Here is a 14,057-nt window from a genome sequence, read left to right as displayed (position 1 = left end):
ACTGGCAAATGACACCACATCTCAAGGCGCTCTCCGTCCACCTGCTGACCGCCACCGGCGCCGTTTTCGCCATGCTCGCCATGCTCGCCGCCGTCGATCAGAAGTGGAGCCTCATGTTCCTCTGGCTGGTCGTCGCCTTCTTCGTCGACGGCATCGACGGCCCCCTCGCCCGGAAATACGACGTCAAGACCAACGCCGCCGAATTCGACGGGGTCCTGCTGGACCTGATCATCGACTACCTGACCTATGTCTTCATCCCGGCCTTCGCGCTGTTCAAATCCGACCTGCTGCCCGGCTGGACCGGCTGGATCTGCATCATCGTGATCACCTTCGCCTCGGCCATGTATTTCGCCGACACGCGGATGAAGACCAAGGACAACTCGTTCTCCGGCTTTCCCGGCTGCTGGAACATGCTGGTGCTGGTGCTCTTCGCGCTGGCACCTAACTTCTGGTTCATCCTCGGGATCGTGACGCTGCTGGCCGCGGCGATGTTCACGCCGCTGAAGTTCGTCCATCCCGTCCGCACGAAACGCTGGCGGATCGTGACGCTGCCGATGGCGCTGGTCTGGACCTATTTCGCGGGCTGGGCCGCGTGGGTGGATTTCGACCCGGAAAGCTGGGCGCACTGGGGGCTGGTGGTGTCCTCGCTCTACCTGCTCTTCGCCGGGATCGCGCAGCAGATCATTCCCGCCCGCGACTAGATCCTCCGTCAGATCACCGGCTGCGGCACCGGCGGCGCGGTCAGCCAGCCACGCAGGGCCTCGGTCAGCGCGGCGGGCTGTTCGATGGGCAGCAGGTGCCCGGCCTCCGGCATCTCGACGAACCGGCTGCCGCGGATCAGTTCCGCCATGAATTCGTGCCGTTTGACCGGCGTCATCTGGTCATGTGTTCCGCAGGCCAGCAGGGTCGGCACCTTGATCTTGCGCAGTGTCGCCTGCTGGTCGCGCCGCCGCTGCAGCGCCCGGATCTGCCGCTCGAACGCGGCGGGCCCGAGCGCGAGCCCCATCTCGACATAGCGCGCCTGAATGCCCAGCCGTCCCGGCCCCGGCGCCAGCACGTCCACCGGCATCACGGCCTTGAGCGCCTCTTCAAGCTGCCCCGAGCGCGCCTTGACGATCACCGTTTCGCGGTCTGCCGCCTGCTGCGGCGTGTCGGCCAGCGGCGAGGTCGAGATCAGCGCCAGTCGCTGGACCCGTTCCGGCGCGCGGCGCAGGATCTCCATCGCCACGCCGCCGCCGATGCAATGGCCGATGAGCGCAAAGCGATGCGGCAGCTGGTCGAGCAGGTTCGACGCGATCTCTTCCATCCGCTCGCCCTGCGTGGGCAGCGCGACGGTGACGGTCCGGTCGGGCGCACACGCGGCGATCTGGTCGGCGAACAGACGTGTGTCGCACATGAGTCCCGGTATCAGAACCAGAGGTTCGGCCATGCTCGTGCCTCCTGTCCGCGCCGTTATGATCGCGCGTGACGAAACAAGAGTGCCATCCCCGCCGTCAAATACAAGACATCCTTTGCCGCTTTGCCATTTCCCGCCAAAGTTGCGTCAAACGCGCGTCAGGACCTCTTCGATACGCGCGCCCAGAACGCCGAGGCAGGCCGGGTCGGAAAACCGGTGATCCGCGCCCTTCACCAGTTCGAGGTGAATGTCGCCACCCTCCGCCCGCTCCATCAGCCGCAGCGCGACCGACAGCTCCACATCCGCATCCGCCGTGCCCTGCAGGAACCGCACCGGGAACGGCAGCGGCAGCGGGTCGCGCAGGATCAGGTGGTCGCGCCCGTCCTCGATCAGCCGCTGCGTGATGACATAAGGGTCGCCATAGTCCGAGGGCAGTTCGACGTGGCCGACCATTTCCAGCGCCAGCCGCTGCGCCTTGTCGAACCCGGCCCACATGCTGTCCTCGGTGAAATCGGGCGCCGCGGCGATGGTGACAAGCCCCGCGATCCGGTCGGGGATGCGTCGCGTCATCAGCAGCGAGATCCAGCCGCCCATGGACGAGCCGACCAGCACAAGCGGCCCGTCGGTCAGCGCCTCAAGCGCCGCCTCGGCATCCTCGGCCCAGTCCCCGATACAGCCGTCGGTGAACGCGCCCGAACTCTGCCCGTGGCCGGAATAGTCGAACCGCAGGAACCCCTGCCCCCGCGCCTTGGCCCAGTCCTCGAGGTAGACCGCCTTGGTCCCCTCCATGTCCGAGGCGAAGCCGCCGAGGAACACGACCGTCGGACCGGTCCCTTCGGTCCGGTGATAGGCGATCCGGCGCCCCTGCGGGCTGTCGAGAAACTGCGTCGCGGCCATGGCTGCCTCCGTGCTTTTGCGCCTTTCTGGCATCCATGGGCCGGATTGTCAGCCCGCCTCGGCATCCTCCAGCGTCATCGCCAGTCCTCCGCCGAGCGCGGCCATCGCGGCGAAGCCCGCGACGGCGACCGAGGGCGACATGGACGACAGCACACCGCCTGCCGCGCCTGCCGCCAGCAGGATCAACCCGATCGCGGTGTTGGCGACGGCGGCATAGCTGGCCCGCGCATCGTCCGGGGCGTAATCCACCAACCAGACCGACCGCGCCTGCCGGACGCCGTGGTAGGCGATCATCAGACCGAACAGCACGGCGGGCGCGACCCATCCCGCGCCCATGATCCCGCCCGCATCGAGCACCAGGGCGATCACCAGCGCGCCGGACGCGGCGGCCCCCGAAAGCGCCAGAACGAGCCGCGAGGACCGGTCGGACAGACGCCCCCAGACATAGGAGCTGAGGAACGACGCAGCCGCCGAGGCCAGAACCAGCGCCCCGAGCTGCTTCAGCGCCGCATCCCCGCCCGAGGCGGCGAGCAGGACGATGTAGGGCGGCGCCAGCGCGGTCGAAACCAGCAGCCCGCGCACCAGAACGAAGCGCCGCAAGCCATTGTCGCGCAGTGCTTTCCTGAACGGCAGGGTCGCGCTCTCGTGTCGCTCTTCGACCGGGGTTTCCTCCAACGTCGAAAAGATCGCCGCCGCCCCCAGCCAGCACAGCCCCGCCAGCGTGATCGCGATCAGGACCGGCCCCTTTTCTTGCAGCAGCCCCGACATCAGCAGCAGCGCAAAGACAACCACCGCCAGCGAGGCCGCCGATCCGGCCAGCCCCGTCACCGCGCCCCGGCGGCTTTCGCCCACCGTCCGGCCCAGCACGTCCTTGTAGCTGACCGAACAGGCCGCCCGCGCCAGCGCCAGCACCGCGAGTGCCGCGCAGATGGCCAGGCCTGCCGCCAACCCCTCCAGCAACAGCCCCGCCGCCGCGATGGACAGCGCAGCCATCCCCTGCACCGCCGATCCGGCCACCCACATCCACTTGCGCCGCCGCATCCGTTCGACCCAGCCCGCCAGCGCGATCTGCGGGATCAGCGCCCCGGCCTCGCGGATCGGCACCAGCGCACCGATCACCCATGCGGGCGACCCGAGCGCGGTCAGCAGCCAGCTGAGCACCAGCTTGGGGTCGATCAGCCCGTCCGAGACCTTGGTCAGCGACAGCGACGTGACGTGCCGCAGCCCGTTGCGCCCTTCGGCGGCGTCCTCGGGCGGCGATCCGGCGATGCGCTCGAACAGGCCCCCTGCGGCCGCCTCGGGCCGTGTCTCGGTCACGCTCATTGTTATTCCATCTCCTGTCTGGCGTCTGGTGCTTGACAGTCTCGCGACCCGGGATCAGTTAGGGCGCACGACATAACCCGCAACCGGGCGTTCCGTGGGCGCCAAACCGACGAGGAGGACTCCGATGTCCCAGATCACCCTCACCTTTCCTGATGGCAATACGAAACAGGTCCCCGCAGGGATCACCCCGGCCGAAGTGGCCGAGGGGATTGCCCCGTCGCTCGCCAAGAAGGCGATCAGCGCGACGGTGAACGGCGCGCATTACGACCTGGCCTGGCCGATCGACGCCGACGCGAGCATCGCGATCAACACGATGCAGGACGACGAACCGGCGCTGGAGCTGATCCGCCACGACCTCGCCCACGTGATGGCGCGGGCGGTGCAGGCGCTGTGGCCGGACGTCAAGGTCACCATCGGCCCCGTCCGCGACAACGGCTGGTTCTACGACTTCGACCGGGCCGAGCCCTTCACGCCCGAGGATCTGGGCGAGATCGAAGCGAAGATGAAAGAGATCATCAACGCCCGCGACCCCGTCCGGACGGAGGTCTGGTCGCGCGCCGATGCGCTCAAGTATTACGAAGAACAGGGCGAGCCCTACAAGGTCGAGCTGGTGAACCGGATCCCCGAGGATCAGGACATCCGCATGTACTGGCACGGCGACTGGCAGGACCTCTGCCGCGGTCCGCACCTGCAGCACACCGGCCAGCTGCCCGCCGACGCCTTCAAGCTGACCCATGTCGCGGGCGCCTACTGGCTGGGCGACAACACGCGCCCCATGCTCCAGCGGATCTACGGCGTGGCCTTCAAGAACCGCAACGATCTGAAGGCCTGGCAGGTGATGATGGAGGAGGCCGCCAAGCGCGACCACCGCAAGCTGGGCCGCGAGATGGACCTGTTCCACATGCAGGAAGAGGCCCCCGGACAGGTGTTCTGGCACCCGAACGGCTGGACGATCTACACCACCCTGCAGGACTACATGCGCCGCCAGCAGGCGCGCGGCGGCTATGTCGAGGTGAACACCCCGCAGGTCGTGAACCGCAAACTGTGGGAGGCCTCGGGCCACTGGGAGAACTATCAGGAGAACATGTTCATCGTCGAAGTGGACGAGGATCACGCGCGCGAAAAGACGATCAACGCGCTCAAGCCGATGAACTGCCCCTGCCACGTCCAGATCTTCAACCACGGTCTGAAGTCCTACCGCGATCTGCCTCTGCGCATGGCGGAATTCGGATCCTGCAACCGCTATGAACCCTCGGGCGCGCTGCACGGGATCATGCGGGTCCGCGGCTTCACGCAGGACGATGCGCATATCTTCTGCACCGAGGACCAGATCGAGTCGGAAACCAAGAAATTCATCGACTTCCTGGCGCAGATTTACGCGGATCTCGGGTTCGAGAAATGGACGATCAAGCTGTCCACCCGCCCCGAGAAGCGGGTCGGGACCGAGGAAAGCTGGGACCGGGTCGAGGCGGCGCTTGGCAATGCCTGCAAGGCGGCCGGGTATGATTTCGAGATTCAGGAAGGCGAAGGCGCGTTTTACGGGCCGAAGCTCGAGTTCACGCTGACCGATGCGATCGGCCGTGAATGGCAGTGCGGCACCCACCAGGTGGACCCGAACCTGCCCGAGCGGCTGGATGCGAACTATATCGGGCAGGACGGTGAAAAGCACCGGCCCGTGATGCTGCACCGCGCAGTTCTGGGTTCCTTCGAGCGGTTCATCGGCATCCTGATCGAGAACTCCGAAGGCCGCCTGCCGCTCTGGCTCGCGCCCCGTCAGGTGGTGGTGGCGGCCATCGTCTCGGACGCCGACGACTACTGCCGCGAGGTCGCGGCGGCGTTGCAGGCCAAGGGGATACGGGCCGAAGCTGACCTGCGGAACGAGAAGATCAACTACAAGGTCCGCGAGCATTCGGTCGGCAAGGTGCCCTACATCCTCGCCTGCGGCATGAAAGAGGTCGAGGAACGGACCGTATCCGTCCGGAAACTCGGGGAAAAGCAGACCTTCGGGGCGACGCTGGACGAGATCGTGGAGCGTCTGACCCAGGAGGCGCTGGCGCCTGACCTGCGCTGACGGTTCAGGGGTGCGTGCGGAGCACGCACCCTACCACCATGCGAAACGGTGGAGCCAAACGTAGGGTGCGTGCTCGTCACGCACCGCCGACCTTCCATTACCACCGCAGGAAGCGCGCCCCCGCGACCGCGCCGATTCCGGTCGCGATGAGGATCCCCAGCACGTACCAGGTCGCGTAGAACAGCGGCGAATCCTCGATGCAGAACGTCGAATAGATCGCCGTGGCGAGCCCCGCCGCGACCAGCCCGGCCAGCGCGCCCTCGCGCAGCGGATTGACCGGCGCGCCGCGCTTGAGCGCCGCGATCAGGCCCGCGAGGATCGGCGCGGACAGCGTCACGATCATCGGCAGGCAGACCGGGATCGAATGCCCGATCCAAAGCGCCAGCCGCTCGGACGGCACCGTGGTGACGAAAGCCCCGGCCAGCAGCGCGCAGGACGCAACCGGCAGCGCCCAGATCACCCGTGCGGGCAGCCCCGGCGCGACGCCCGGCCGCGCGCCCCGCAGCGCCAGCGGCAGGGCCAGCAGCGCCAGCGCCAGCGGCAGGACCGTCTTAGCCAGCACAACCGGGTCGGACAGCGCCGCCCCGAGGTCGGGCCGCGCCCCGAGCAGCACGAGGAACAGCACCACCGTCACCGCGCCCCCCGCCAGCAGCGCAAGCCCCGTCCGCCGCTCCAGCGTGTCGGCCGGTGCGGGCGCCGGGTCGGCGGCCAGTTGGGCTATCAGGTCCTCGGTCTTCATTCCCGTGTCGCGTCTTTCGTCTCTGCCATCTCTTTCAGGCGCTGCATGGCGCGGTGATAGGCCACCCGCACCGCGCCCTCGCTCATTCCGAACCGCGCCCCGGCCTCGCCGGCGCTCAGCCCCTCGATCCCGACCGCGCGCACGATCTCGGCCGCGCGGTCGTCGATCCGGCCCAGCATCGCCGACAGATCCCGTGCCGCGGTGACATCGACCGGATCCTCCGGCAGCACCTCGGCCAGGTCGTCGATCGGCACCGCCGCCCCGCCCCTGCGCCGCCGCCAGATGTCGACGGTCTTGTAGCGGGCGATGGCATAGAGCCACGGCGTTACCGGGTCCGCCTCGCGCCATGTATGACGCTTGGCGTGGATCGCAAGCAGAACCTCCTGCAACACGTCCTCGACCTCGTCGCCATCCCCGCCGCGTCCACGCACCACGGTGCGCAGGACGGGGGCGATCTCGGTCAGGAACGCCGCGTAGGCCTGCCCGTCGCCGCGGTTCGCGCGGCGGAGCAGATCGCCCCAGCGGTCGTTGCGATCGGTCATGCCCTTCTCCATACGCGCCAATTGGCGGAACGTTACAACCCGACGCGTAAAATGCGAGAAATCTTCACCAGTTCGTGAGCGGTGTAACATCTCCGCCCCGCCCGCCGAATGGATTGGCACGGACGCCACGACGGCGACGCAACCAACCCGGAGGACATTCCATGAAGACCACGAACACCGCGCTGATCGCAACCGCCTTTGCCGCAGCCACCGCATTCATCGGCGCGACCACCGCCGCGACCGCCGCCGAGCAGGAGAAGTGCTTTGGCGTCGCGATGGCCGGCAAGAACGACTGCGCGGCCGGCCCCGGCACCACCTGCGCCGGCACCTCCAAGGTCGACTACCAGGGCAACGCGTGGAAGCTGGTCGACAAGGGCACCTGCGAAACCATGATGCTGCCCAAGATGGAAAACGGCGAAGAGCGCATGGGGTCGCTCGAGGCGCTGGAGCGCGACCTGCCGATGGAAGGCTGAGACCGCACCGACGGCGCGCCCTCCCCTCGGGGGCGCGCCGCAACGTTTCCAGGGGGAGGACCCGCCATGCTCGACCGCACGTTCCCGAACGACCTGCCCGCCCTGCCGGGCGTCGGCTACAAGCCGCAGCATTACACGTCGATCATCGCCGATCCCGCCCCCGTCGGCTGGCTGGAGATCCATGCCGAGAACTACATGGGCCAGGGTGGCCGCCCGCTGGCGCAGCTGCGCCACCTGGCCGAGCGGTTCCCGATCTCGGTCCACGGGGTCGGCCTGTCGATCGGCGGCGAGGGGCGGCTGGACGCCGACCACCTCGCGCGGCTCAGGCATCTCTGCGACTGGCTGAACCCCGCGAGCTTTTCGGAACACCTCGCGTGGTCGACCCATGACGGGGCCTTCCTGAACGACCTGCTGCCCCTGCCCTATACCGACGCCACGCTGGCCCGCGTCTGCGATCACATCGACGCGGTGCATGAGGCGCTCGGCCGCCGGATGCTGCTGGAGAACCCGTCGAGCTACCTCGCCTTCGACGAAAGCACATGGAGCGAGACGGATTTCCTGCGCGAGATCGCGCGGCGGACGGGCTGCGGGCTGTTGCTTGACGTGAACAACGTCTTTGTCTCGGCTGTGAACCTCGGGATGGACGCCCGCGCCTATATCGCGGAGTTCCCGCTGGATCAGGTCGGCGAAATCCACCTCGGAGGCCATGACGAGGATCACGACGACGCAGGCCGTCCGCTGCTGATCGACAGCCACGGGCGCGAGGTGGCCGATCCGGTCTGGGCGCTGCTGGACGAGGTGCTGACCCTGTCCGGCCCGCGCCCGGCGCTGATCGAATGGGACAACGACGTGCCCGACTGGCCGGTTCTGGCCGCCGAGGCCGGGCGCGCGGCGGACGCGCTGGCGCGGGTGCCGGCATGAGCGTGACGCAGACAGAGTTTCGCCGGTCCGTGCTGGACCCCGAGGCGCCCGCGCCGGGCGGACTGTCGGACGGACGCGGCGGCGCGGCAGACCGGCGGTTCGCGGTCTATCGCAACAACGTCACCGTCTCGCTGACCGACGCGATGGAGAGCGCCTTTCCCACCGTCGCCAAGCTGATCGGGCCGGAGAGCTTCCGCTCGCTCGCCCGCCTCGCGTTGCGGGCACATCCGCCCCGCTCGCCGCTGATGATGGAGTTCGGCGCCGATTTTCCCGCCTTTCTCGAAGGGTTCGAACCGCTCGCACATCTCGGCTATCTGCCCGATGTCGCCCGGCTGGATCACGCGATGCGGTTGTCCTACCACGCCGCCGACGCCGACCCCCTGCCCGCCGCGGTTCAGTCCATGCCGCCCGACCAGCTTGCGACCGCTCGCCTGCAGCTCGCCCCGGCCTGCCGCATCCTGCGCTCGCGCTGGCCGCTCCATGGCATCTGGCGATTCAATCACGAGGACGGCGCACCGCAGCCGCAGGCCCGGCCCGAGGACGTGCTGATCGCCCGCCCCGGCTACGACCCAGCGCCGCATCTGCTGCCCCCCGGCGGCGCGGCTTTTCTGACCGCCGCCGCCTCGGCCCCGCTCGGCAACGCCTACGAGGCCGCCCTGACCGAAACCCCGGACTTTGACCTGACCGCCCTGCTGTCGCTGCTGATCGGCACGGGCGCCATCACCGCACTGGAGTGACCGCCATGTTCCTGCCCGACCGCCTTGTCGCCACCGGCGACCGTCTCGCCGCGCCCGTATCCCGCCTGGACACGCACCTGCCGACGCTCGCACGCTTCGTCTTTGCCGCTGTGCTGCTGCCCTACTTCTGGGCATCGGGCGCGACCAAGCTGGGGGACGGGCTGTTCGGATTTCTCCAGCCGTCGCTTGGCGCCTACGCGCAGATATTCCCCAAGGCGATGGAGGCGGTCGGATATGACGTCTCGCAACTGACGATCTATCACTGGGCGGTGGTCACGGCGGGCACATGGGCGGAATTCCTGTTGCCGCTGGCCATCGTGCTGGGCCTCCTCACAAGGCTCGCGGCCCTAGGGATGATCGGCTTCGTCACGCTGCAAAGCCTCACCGACCTCTACGGACACGGCGGAATCGAGCACGCGGAAACCCTCGGCGCATGGTTCGACCGGGCGCCGGACGGCGTGATCCTTGACCAGCGGGCGTTCTGGGTGTTCGTCCTGATCCTGCTGGTGGTCAAGGGCGGCGGCGCGCTGTCGCTCGACCGCCTGCTCTTCAGAAATGCGCCTTCGGCTCGTCCGGCTGCCCCGCAGCCAGCGCCATGAGGCCCGCGATGGCGCAGAAGCCCATCGGGAACAGGGTGAAGACGTTCACGCCGTAGCCCACGAACATCCCGAGCGCCGCCAGCAACAGCAGGCCCCCGCCCCACAGCGCCCGGACCTTGGCCATCCCGGCCCCGGCGATCGCCAGCAGCGGCGACAAGAACGACACCACGCGGATCATCTCCACGTTGGCGACCTGCTCGAACAGGCCCTCCACCTCGCCATAGCGCTCCACCGCCTCGGTGTAGCCGTAGCTCGCGAAACCGACCAGCAGGCCCATGAGCCCGCCGATCAGGCCCAGCATCAGTGCCGCATTGCGCATTCGCCCGTCCTCTTCACTGCCGCCACACCCTAGACGCCGAGCGCGTCCTGCGTGGCCTTGGTCCATCCCAGATAGAGACGATCACCCGTTTCGATAAGGGGACGCTTCATCAAAGTCGGGTGCGCCGCGATCAGGTCCAGCATCGCTCCCTCGCGCTCTGACTCGGACAAGTCGCGCCAGGTGGTAGAGCGGGTGTTGAGCAGATCCTTGCCGAATTCACGGGCAGCACGGGACAACAGATCGCCGGGGAAACCATCGGCCCGCACATCGTGCAGCCGCGCATTCGGCAGGGATTTCAGTGCCTTCCGGCAGGTATCGCAGGTCTTGATCCCGTAGATGACCATTCGGCCCTCCTCAGATGGTTCGGATGAAATACTAGGCAGCCATTCCCGCGGCCGGCCCTTTCGCTTGCTTTTTACATGAGTGCTGCAATCCTTTCGAGGCATCGTGGATGCGCATTACGGCCTCTGCGAAGCGCCCCCGACAGGGGGAAGGAGACAGGAAGGAGATGACGGCATGCCAACCGGCACCGTGAAATGGTTCAATACCACCAAAGGCTACGGGTTCATTGAACCCGAAGAAGGCGGCAAAGATGTTTTCGTTCATATTTCCGCCGTAGAACGGTCGGGCCTCACCGGGCTCGCGGACAATCAGAAGGTCGGATACGAGCTGCTCGACGGGCGCGACGGCCGCAAGATGGCGGGCGATCTCAAGCTGCTCTGACGCAGTCGCCCGCACCACACAAGGCGATCAGGCCGGGTCCCGGCCGAACGCCTGCCAGTCCTCGCCCATGGCGACGATGCAGGATGTCCCGCTGGCGTAGGTCACGACCAGCGTCCAGCTGCCGTCCTGCCGGGTCCAGAGCTCCATCACCTGCTCTGGCCCCTGGATCCCCATGGCCTGCCGCTCGACCCCCATCGTGCGGGTCAGCCGCGCCTGCATCCGGTCGCTGGCGTCGCAGAGGATTTCGGCCACGGGCGAGGCCGCCGTGGCGGGCGTGGCCAGGAACAGCAGGGAAATCAGAACCTTGCGCATCATGCCTGTCGCGGGTGTTGAACCTCTGACAGGCAATGTAACAGATAGATGACAGAAGCGGAACGGCTTCCGTCACCGGATCAGCCGCGCGTGGATTTGGAGCCGTCCCAGTAGCCCTCGGGCGATTTCGACCCGTCCCAGTGCGGGCGGGCGTAGCTGCGCCGGGTCTGGACCGGGTGCTGCTTCATGTACTCGTAGGACACGGTCTGGTTCGGCACGCCGCAGCAGATCACCCCGCCGATGACGATGGGCTGCAGGCCCGCGGGGCAGTAGTTGGCGCCGGCATAGGGATAGGCGGGCATGACGTCCTGCGCCATGGCGGGCGCGGCGGACAGGGCGAGGCCGGTCAGGCCTGCGAGAACTGCGAATTTCATTGTGGAACCCCCGAATGCGAAAGCCGCCCCCAGCGGACGGCAGAATGCACGCCGCAGGGTAAGTCGTTGATTCAACGGATCAAGTGACGTTCGGGAAACAGAGCGTTTTCAGGTGAACCGTGCGGCAATCATGACACCCGCCCAGGCCGAAAGGCCGGTCAGGATGGTGCCCCACGTCAGGTCGAGCGCGACCATGCGCAGGGTCCAGTCGCGCAGGGTGGCGTAGTTGGTGAATTCGTAGGTCCCGTAGGCCAGAGCGCCGAGGATGGCGCCGTTGAGGAAGGCGTGGCCGGGGTTCCCGTCGCGCAGGGCGGGGAGCGAGACGAACCAGCAGACGCCGCCCACGTAGAACAGGTAGAACACCGCCGCCGGCCCGATCCGCAGGCTTTCGGCCAGGCTGGAGCCGATGTGTTCCTCGAAAACCGGCTTGATCACGTTGCGCAGCATCAGGGCGTCGAGCCCGAGAAAGACGATGGCCGTGGAGAGGTAGAGGACGACGAGTTGCATGGCGGCTCCGGGTGATCGTTACGGAGGGTATACGGGCGGGGGTGGGGGTTGGATCAGGGGTGAGGTTACCGATGGCCACTCTTGGACCTGCCACAGCGTGCAGTAGCCCAGGGTATTTGTTTGCCACGCATCCAAAGTGCGGGGTAAAGGACACTGAGCGGTGCGATGGACCATAGCATGTTGCGGCGAAAATGCATTCTATGCATGCTGGGCCTGAAATTTAATTCGACCAACCCCTGAAGATTAATAGAAACAAATTATCAACGGATGGAAATAAATAGTTATTCTTACACTATGATGATCGGCCCCTGATTACGGATCGAAGCAGCTCTCTGGAATGTGAAGCAAGTGCTTTACTTTGTTTTCGCATTTCCGAGTTCACATTTTTAACCATGCCTCGCGAATATTCCATGCGCAACGGTACGCCAACAAAACGCGGCGTCAATACCGCAGCCTTTTTAGGGGAAAGAGGAAAAATGATGTCGGAGCCACCCGACATTGCATTCAATGCCCCACCCGAGATCAGCACCATCCGGCTCCCCAAGACAAATGAATCTTTGGCCCCAGCGAGCGCCCATCTCAACTCGTAGCTTCTCAGTGTATTGAGTATTCGCTCAGACCTATGGGCGATAGCCACCGCTCTGATGTGCCTTCCAAAGCGCTCAAACTCCTGTGGCGAATAGGCATCCAAAACTGAAACTGCTCGCGCATCACCTAAGATCCTATCACGAAGCTCATTGCCGATATCAGTTGGAGAATAACGTCCACCAATATCTATAGATCGCTTCAAAAATGCTGCGACCAGCTCTTTAAATCCAGCTAAGCTTGCCCCTCCTAAAGACGGCGTCCGTCCCGCTTCAAATATTTCCTCAATTTCCGTGAGGAACTCGCCAAGTTCACTATCTACAGGAGCCCAGAAGTCGCGCTCGATCTGGTCGCTGGGCAGTCCATCTATGACTGTGGTGTTATAGTTTCGCTCCCAGAACATGCCCTGCGGAGTGCGTTTGGCCGGCTTGGAAAAGGCAGCCTGATCAATCCGTTCGGAGTACCAAAGCTTGCCATGTACATCTAGGAAGCGTCGAGACAGAACTTGAGGAACGTAGTGATGTCTCTTTGATCGCGCCACTCACCCCAAACTCCCCATCAACTCCCGCCATTCCCGCTTGCTCATACCACAATTCTCCTCCGTCACCGCCTCCCCTTTCAGCATCCGCCGCACGCAGTCCATCATCTGCGCCGACATCGTGACGGCCCCCAGCCGGTAATCCTCGAAGGCGCGGTAGGCGTAGGGCACCCAGTCGGCCACGACCTGGCAGATCGCGTCGGCGTAGACCCGGATCTCGTATTGCGCATGCGCATCCGCGCGAAGCCGCAGGAAATGGAACAGGTTGTGCAGGTCCACCTTCCAGTACCATTGCGTGTAGATGTTCGCGGGCAGGTTCATCCGCGCCAGTTCACGCGCCAGACCCTGCTGCCCTTCCTGCGAGATCATCGCCTCGTAATGGTCGTAGGCGCGCATCGAATCCGTCTTGAGCCAGTCCAGGACACGGGCGGCCTCCTCGCCGGTCAGCAATTCGCCCCGGCCCTGGTTGTTGACGACGGACTGGGCGTTCAGCGCGTCCTCGTGCGGGATGTAGAACTCGCGGTCGAGGATCGAGTAGCGGGCGGAGTATTCGTTGACGTTGGCGGTGCGGTGGCGGATCCACTGGCGGGCGACGAAGACCGGCAGCTTGACGTGCAGCTTGACCTCGCACATCTCGAACGGGGTCGAGTGCCAGTGCCGCATCAGGTAGCGGATCAGACCCTCGTCGTTCTGCACCGACTTGGTGCCGCGGCCATAGGAGACGCGGGCCGCCTGGCAGATCGCCGCGTCGTCGCCCATGTAGTCAATGACCCGCACAAAGCCATGATCCAGAACGGGAATTGCGGTGTAGAGGTGCTTCTCCATCCCCGGCGCCACGGCGCGCAGAGTGGGCTGCGGATCGGCGCGCAGGTCTTCGATTTCGGAACGGGCCTCGGGCGAGAGGGGCATGGCGAATCCTCGGGTCTGTGTCTGCTCAGGGGGACACCTTATCTTGTGGGGTCCGCCGCGCAAACTGCTATATCGGGTAGGGACATTTCTGC

19 protein-coding genes are annotated in these 14,057 nt (G+C 66.0%); 7 read left to right on the top strand and 12 right to left on the bottom strand.

Translation table 11 applies throughout. The features are described 5' to 3' along the window. Positions 1-8 precede the first annotated feature (8 nt). Entirely contained in the window at positions 9-701 is a 693-nt protein-coding gene (locus ATO6_RS08740; protein ID WP_088623606.1) for a phosphatidylcholine/phosphatidylserine synthase, read from the top strand. 8 nt (positions 702-709) lie between these two features. Here ATO6_RS08740 and ATO6_RS08735 read toward each other — a convergent pair whose 3' ends face one another. From ATO6_RS08735 to ATO6_RS08725, 3 genes are all read right to left on the bottom strand, one after another. Then, the gene (locus ATO6_RS08735; protein ID WP_088623605.1) at positions 710-1,429 is read right to left on the bottom strand and encodes an alpha/beta fold hydrolase; all 720 of its coding nucleotides are present in this window, start codon (positions 1,427-1,429) and stop codon (positions 710-712) included. 114 nt (positions 1,430-1,543) lie between these two features. Next, positions 1,544-2,293 carry an alpha/beta fold hydrolase gene (locus ATO6_RS08730; protein ID WP_088623604.1) on the bottom strand — a complete coding sequence of 250 codons (750 nt, stop codon included), beginning with the start codon at positions 2,291-2,293 and terminating at the stop codon, positions 1,544-1,546. Positions 2,294-2,341: 48 nt separating this feature from the next. Beyond that, positions 2,342-3,616, bottom strand: a complete 1,275-nt coding sequence (locus ATO6_RS08725) for an MFS transporter (protein WP_088623603.1) — start codon at positions 3,614-3,616, stop codon at positions 2,342-2,344. A gap of 124 nt (positions 3,617-3,740) precedes the next feature. Here ATO6_RS08725 and thrS point away from each other — a divergent pair, with 124 nt between their 5' ends. After that, positions 3,741-5,687 (top strand): threonine--tRNA ligase, encoded by a 1,947-nt coding sequence (gene thrS / locus ATO6_RS08720; protein ID WP_088623602.1) that lies wholly within the window; start codon positions 3,741-3,743, stop codon positions 5,685-5,687. A 97-nt stretch (positions 5,688-5,784) separates the two neighbouring features. On the opposite strand, the gene ATO6_RS08715 is transcribed toward thrS, so the two are convergent. Both ATO6_RS08715 and ATO6_RS08710 read right to left on the bottom strand, forming a co-directional pair. Next, positions 5,785-6,426, bottom strand: coding sequence for an NrsF family protein (locus tag ATO6_RS08715; RefSeq protein WP_088623601.1), 642 nt, complete (start codon positions 6,424-6,426; stop codon positions 5,785-5,787). After that, positions 6,423-6,968: a sigma-70 family RNA polymerase sigma factor gene (locus tag ATO6_RS08710; protein WP_088623600.1), complete on the bottom strand. Its 546-nt coding sequence runs from the start codon at positions 6,966-6,968 to the stop codon at positions 6,423-6,425. Before ATO6_RS08710 ends, ATO6_RS08715 begins: the two co-directional genes overlap by 4 nt. Before the next feature lie 161 nt (positions 6,969-7,129). Between ATO6_RS08710 and ATO6_RS08705 the strand changes: the two genes are divergently transcribed. The 4 genes from ATO6_RS08705 to ATO6_RS08690 all read left to right on the top strand — a co-directional run bounded on the left by ATO6_RS08705 (position 7,130) and on the right by ATO6_RS08690 (position 9,698). After that, on the top strand, positions 7,130-7,441 hold the full coding sequence (locus tag ATO6_RS08705; protein ID WP_088623599.1) for a DUF2282 domain-containing protein: 312 nt from the start codon (positions 7,130-7,132) through the stop codon (positions 7,439-7,441). A 66-nt stretch (positions 7,442-7,507) separates the two neighbouring features. Further along, positions 7,508-8,362, top strand: coding sequence for a DUF692 family multinuclear iron-containing protein (locus ATO6_RS08700; RefSeq protein ID WP_088623598.1), 855 nt, complete (start codon positions 7,508-7,510; stop codon positions 8,360-8,362). Continuing rightward, the gene (locus ATO6_RS08695; protein ID WP_088623597.1) at positions 8,359-9,099 is read left to right on the top strand and encodes a DNA-binding domain-containing protein; all 741 of its coding nucleotides are present in this window, start codon (positions 8,359-8,361) and stop codon (positions 9,097-9,099) included. The genes ATO6_RS08700 and ATO6_RS08695 overlap by 4 nt, the downstream gene beginning before the upstream one ends. A 5-nt stretch (positions 9,100-9,104) precedes the next feature. Next, entirely contained in the window at positions 9,105-9,698 is a 594-nt protein-coding gene (locus tag ATO6_RS08690) for a DoxX family protein (protein WP_088623596.1), read from the top strand. On the opposite strand, the gene ATO6_RS08685 is transcribed toward ATO6_RS08690, so the two are convergent. Next, positions 9,649-10,017: a hypothetical protein gene (locus tag ATO6_RS08685; RefSeq protein ID WP_088623595.1), complete on the bottom strand. Its 369-nt coding sequence runs from the start codon at positions 10,015-10,017 to the stop codon at positions 9,649-9,651. The two genes, ATO6_RS08690 and ATO6_RS08685, sit on opposite strands and share 50 nt — an antisense overlap. 29 nt (positions 10,018-10,046) lie before the next feature. Further along, a complete protein-coding gene (locus ATO6_RS08680; protein WP_088623594.1) occupies positions 10,047-10,361 on the bottom strand; it encodes an arsenate reductase family protein in 315 nt (104 codons plus the stop codon). Between the two features lie 172 nt (positions 10,362-10,533). Here ATO6_RS08680 and ATO6_RS08675 point away from each other — a divergent pair, with 172 nt between their 5' ends. Further along, positions 10,534-10,740, top strand: coding sequence for a cold-shock protein (locus ATO6_RS08675; RefSeq protein WP_088623593.1), 207 nt, complete (start codon positions 10,534-10,536; stop codon positions 10,738-10,740). A gap of 27 nt (positions 10,741-10,767) precedes the next feature. Here the strand turns inward: ATO6_RS08675 and ATO6_RS08670 are convergent, their stop codons facing one another. From ATO6_RS08670 to thyX, 5 genes are all read right to left on the bottom strand, one after another. Beyond that, the gene (locus tag ATO6_RS08670) at positions 10,768-11,052 is read right to left on the bottom strand and encodes a hypothetical protein (RefSeq protein ID WP_088623874.1); all 285 of its coding nucleotides are present in this window, start codon (positions 11,050-11,052) and stop codon (positions 10,768-10,770) included. Between the two features lie 80 nt (positions 11,053-11,132). Beyond that, positions 11,133-11,426, bottom strand: a complete 294-nt coding sequence (locus ATO6_RS08665; RefSeq protein WP_088623592.1) for a hypothetical protein — start codon at positions 11,424-11,426, stop codon at positions 11,133-11,135. Between the two features lie 108 nt (positions 11,427-11,534). Continuing rightward, positions 11,535-11,933 carry a DUF2177 family protein gene (locus ATO6_RS08660; RefSeq protein ID WP_088623591.1) on the bottom strand — a complete coding sequence of 133 codons (399 nt, stop codon included), beginning with the start codon at positions 11,931-11,933 and terminating at the stop codon, positions 11,535-11,537. A 292-nt stretch (positions 11,934-12,225) separates the two neighbouring features. Then, positions 12,226-13,059, bottom strand: a complete 834-nt coding sequence (locus tag ATO6_RS08655; RefSeq protein WP_088623590.1) for a DUF4238 domain-containing protein — start codon at positions 13,057-13,059, stop codon at positions 12,226-12,228. Then, positions 13,060-13,965 carry an FAD-dependent thymidylate synthase gene (gene thyX, locus ATO6_RS08650; RefSeq protein WP_088623589.1) on the bottom strand — a complete coding sequence of 302 codons (906 nt, stop codon included), beginning with the start codon at positions 13,963-13,965 and terminating at the stop codon, positions 13,060-13,062. Positions 13,966-14,057: the final 92 nt, after the last annotated feature.

Source organism: Oceanicola sp. 22II-s10i, assembly GCF_002210105.1.
Taxonomy (GTDB): Bacteria; Pseudomonadota; Alphaproteobacteria; order Rhodobacterales; family Rhodobacteraceae; genus Pseudooceanicola.
The sequence above is the reverse complement of the archived record's forward strand: the minus strand, read 5'-3'. Positions and strand labels throughout refer to the sequence as shown.

What these genes read in the sequence shown, in the direction of transcription:
- ATO6_RS08665 (WP_088623592.1), bottom strand. Translation starts at nt 11,426, where the DNA reads ATGAAATTCGCAGTTCTCGCAGGCCTGACCGGCCTCGCCCTGTCCGCC.
- thyX (WP_088623589.1), bottom strand. Translation starts at nt 13,965, where the DNA reads ATGCCCCTCTCGCCCGAGGCCCGTTCCGAAATCGAAGACCTGCGCGCC.
- ATO6_RS08680 (WP_088623594.1), bottom strand. Translation starts at nt 10,361, where the DNA reads ATGGTCATCTACGGGATCAAGACCTGCGATACCTGCCGGAAGGCACTG.
- ATO6_RS08695 (WP_088623597.1), top strand. Translation starts at nt 8,359, where the DNA reads ATGAGCGTGACGCAGACAGAGTTTCGCCGGTCCGTGCTGGACCCCGAG.
- ATO6_RS08690 (WP_088623596.1), top strand. Translation starts at nt 9,105, where the DNA reads ATGTTCCTGCCCGACCGCCTTGTCGCCACCGGCGACCGTCTCGCCGCG.
- ATO6_RS08685 (WP_088623595.1), bottom strand. Translation starts at nt 10,017, where the DNA reads ATGCGCAATGCGGCACTGATGCTGGGCCTGATCGGCGGGCTCATGGGC.
- ATO6_RS08730 (WP_088623604.1), bottom strand. Translation starts at nt 2,293, where the DNA reads ATGGCCGCGACGCAGTTTCTCGACAGCCCGCAGGGGCGCCGGATCGCC.
- ATO6_RS08660 (WP_088623591.1), bottom strand. Translation starts at nt 11,933, where the DNA reads ATGCAACTCGTCGTCCTCTACCTCTCCACGGCCATCGTCTTTCTCGGG.
- ATO6_RS08740 (WP_088623606.1), top strand. Translation starts at nt 9, where the DNA reads ATGACACCACATCTCAAGGCGCTCTCCGTCCACCTGCTGACCGCCACC.
- ATO6_RS08715 (WP_088623601.1), bottom strand. Translation starts at nt 6,426, where the DNA reads ATGAAGACCGAGGACCTGATAGCCCAACTGGCCGCCGACCCGGCGCCC.
- ATO6_RS08700 (WP_088623598.1), top strand. Translation starts at nt 7,508, where the DNA reads ATGCTCGACCGCACGTTCCCGAACGACCTGCCCGCCCTGCCGGGCGTC.
- ATO6_RS08735 (WP_088623605.1), bottom strand. Translation starts at nt 1,429, where the DNA reads ATGGCCGAACCTCTGGTTCTGATACCGGGACTCATGTGCGACACACGT.
- ATO6_RS08710 (WP_088623600.1), bottom strand. Translation starts at nt 6,968, where the DNA reads ATGACCGATCGCAACGACCGCTGGGGCGATCTGCTCCGCCGCGCGAAC.
- ATO6_RS08725 (WP_088623603.1), bottom strand. Translation starts at nt 3,616, where the DNA reads ATGAGCGTGACCGAGACACGGCCCGAGGCGGCCGCAGGGGGCCTGTTC.
- ATO6_RS08705 (WP_088623599.1), top strand. Translation starts at nt 7,130, where the DNA reads ATGAAGACCACGAACACCGCGCTGATCGCAACCGCCTTTGCCGCAGCC.
- thrS (WP_088623602.1), top strand. Translation starts at nt 3,741, where the DNA reads ATGTCCCAGATCACCCTCACCTTTCCTGATGGCAATACGAAACAGGTC.
- ATO6_RS08675 (WP_088623593.1), top strand. Translation starts at nt 10,534, where the DNA reads ATGCCAACCGGCACCGTGAAATGGTTCAATACCACCAAAGGCTACGGG.
- ATO6_RS08670 (WP_088623874.1), bottom strand. Translation starts at nt 11,052, where the DNA reads ATGCGCAAGGTTCTGATTTCCCTGCTGTTCCTGGCCACGCCCGCCACG.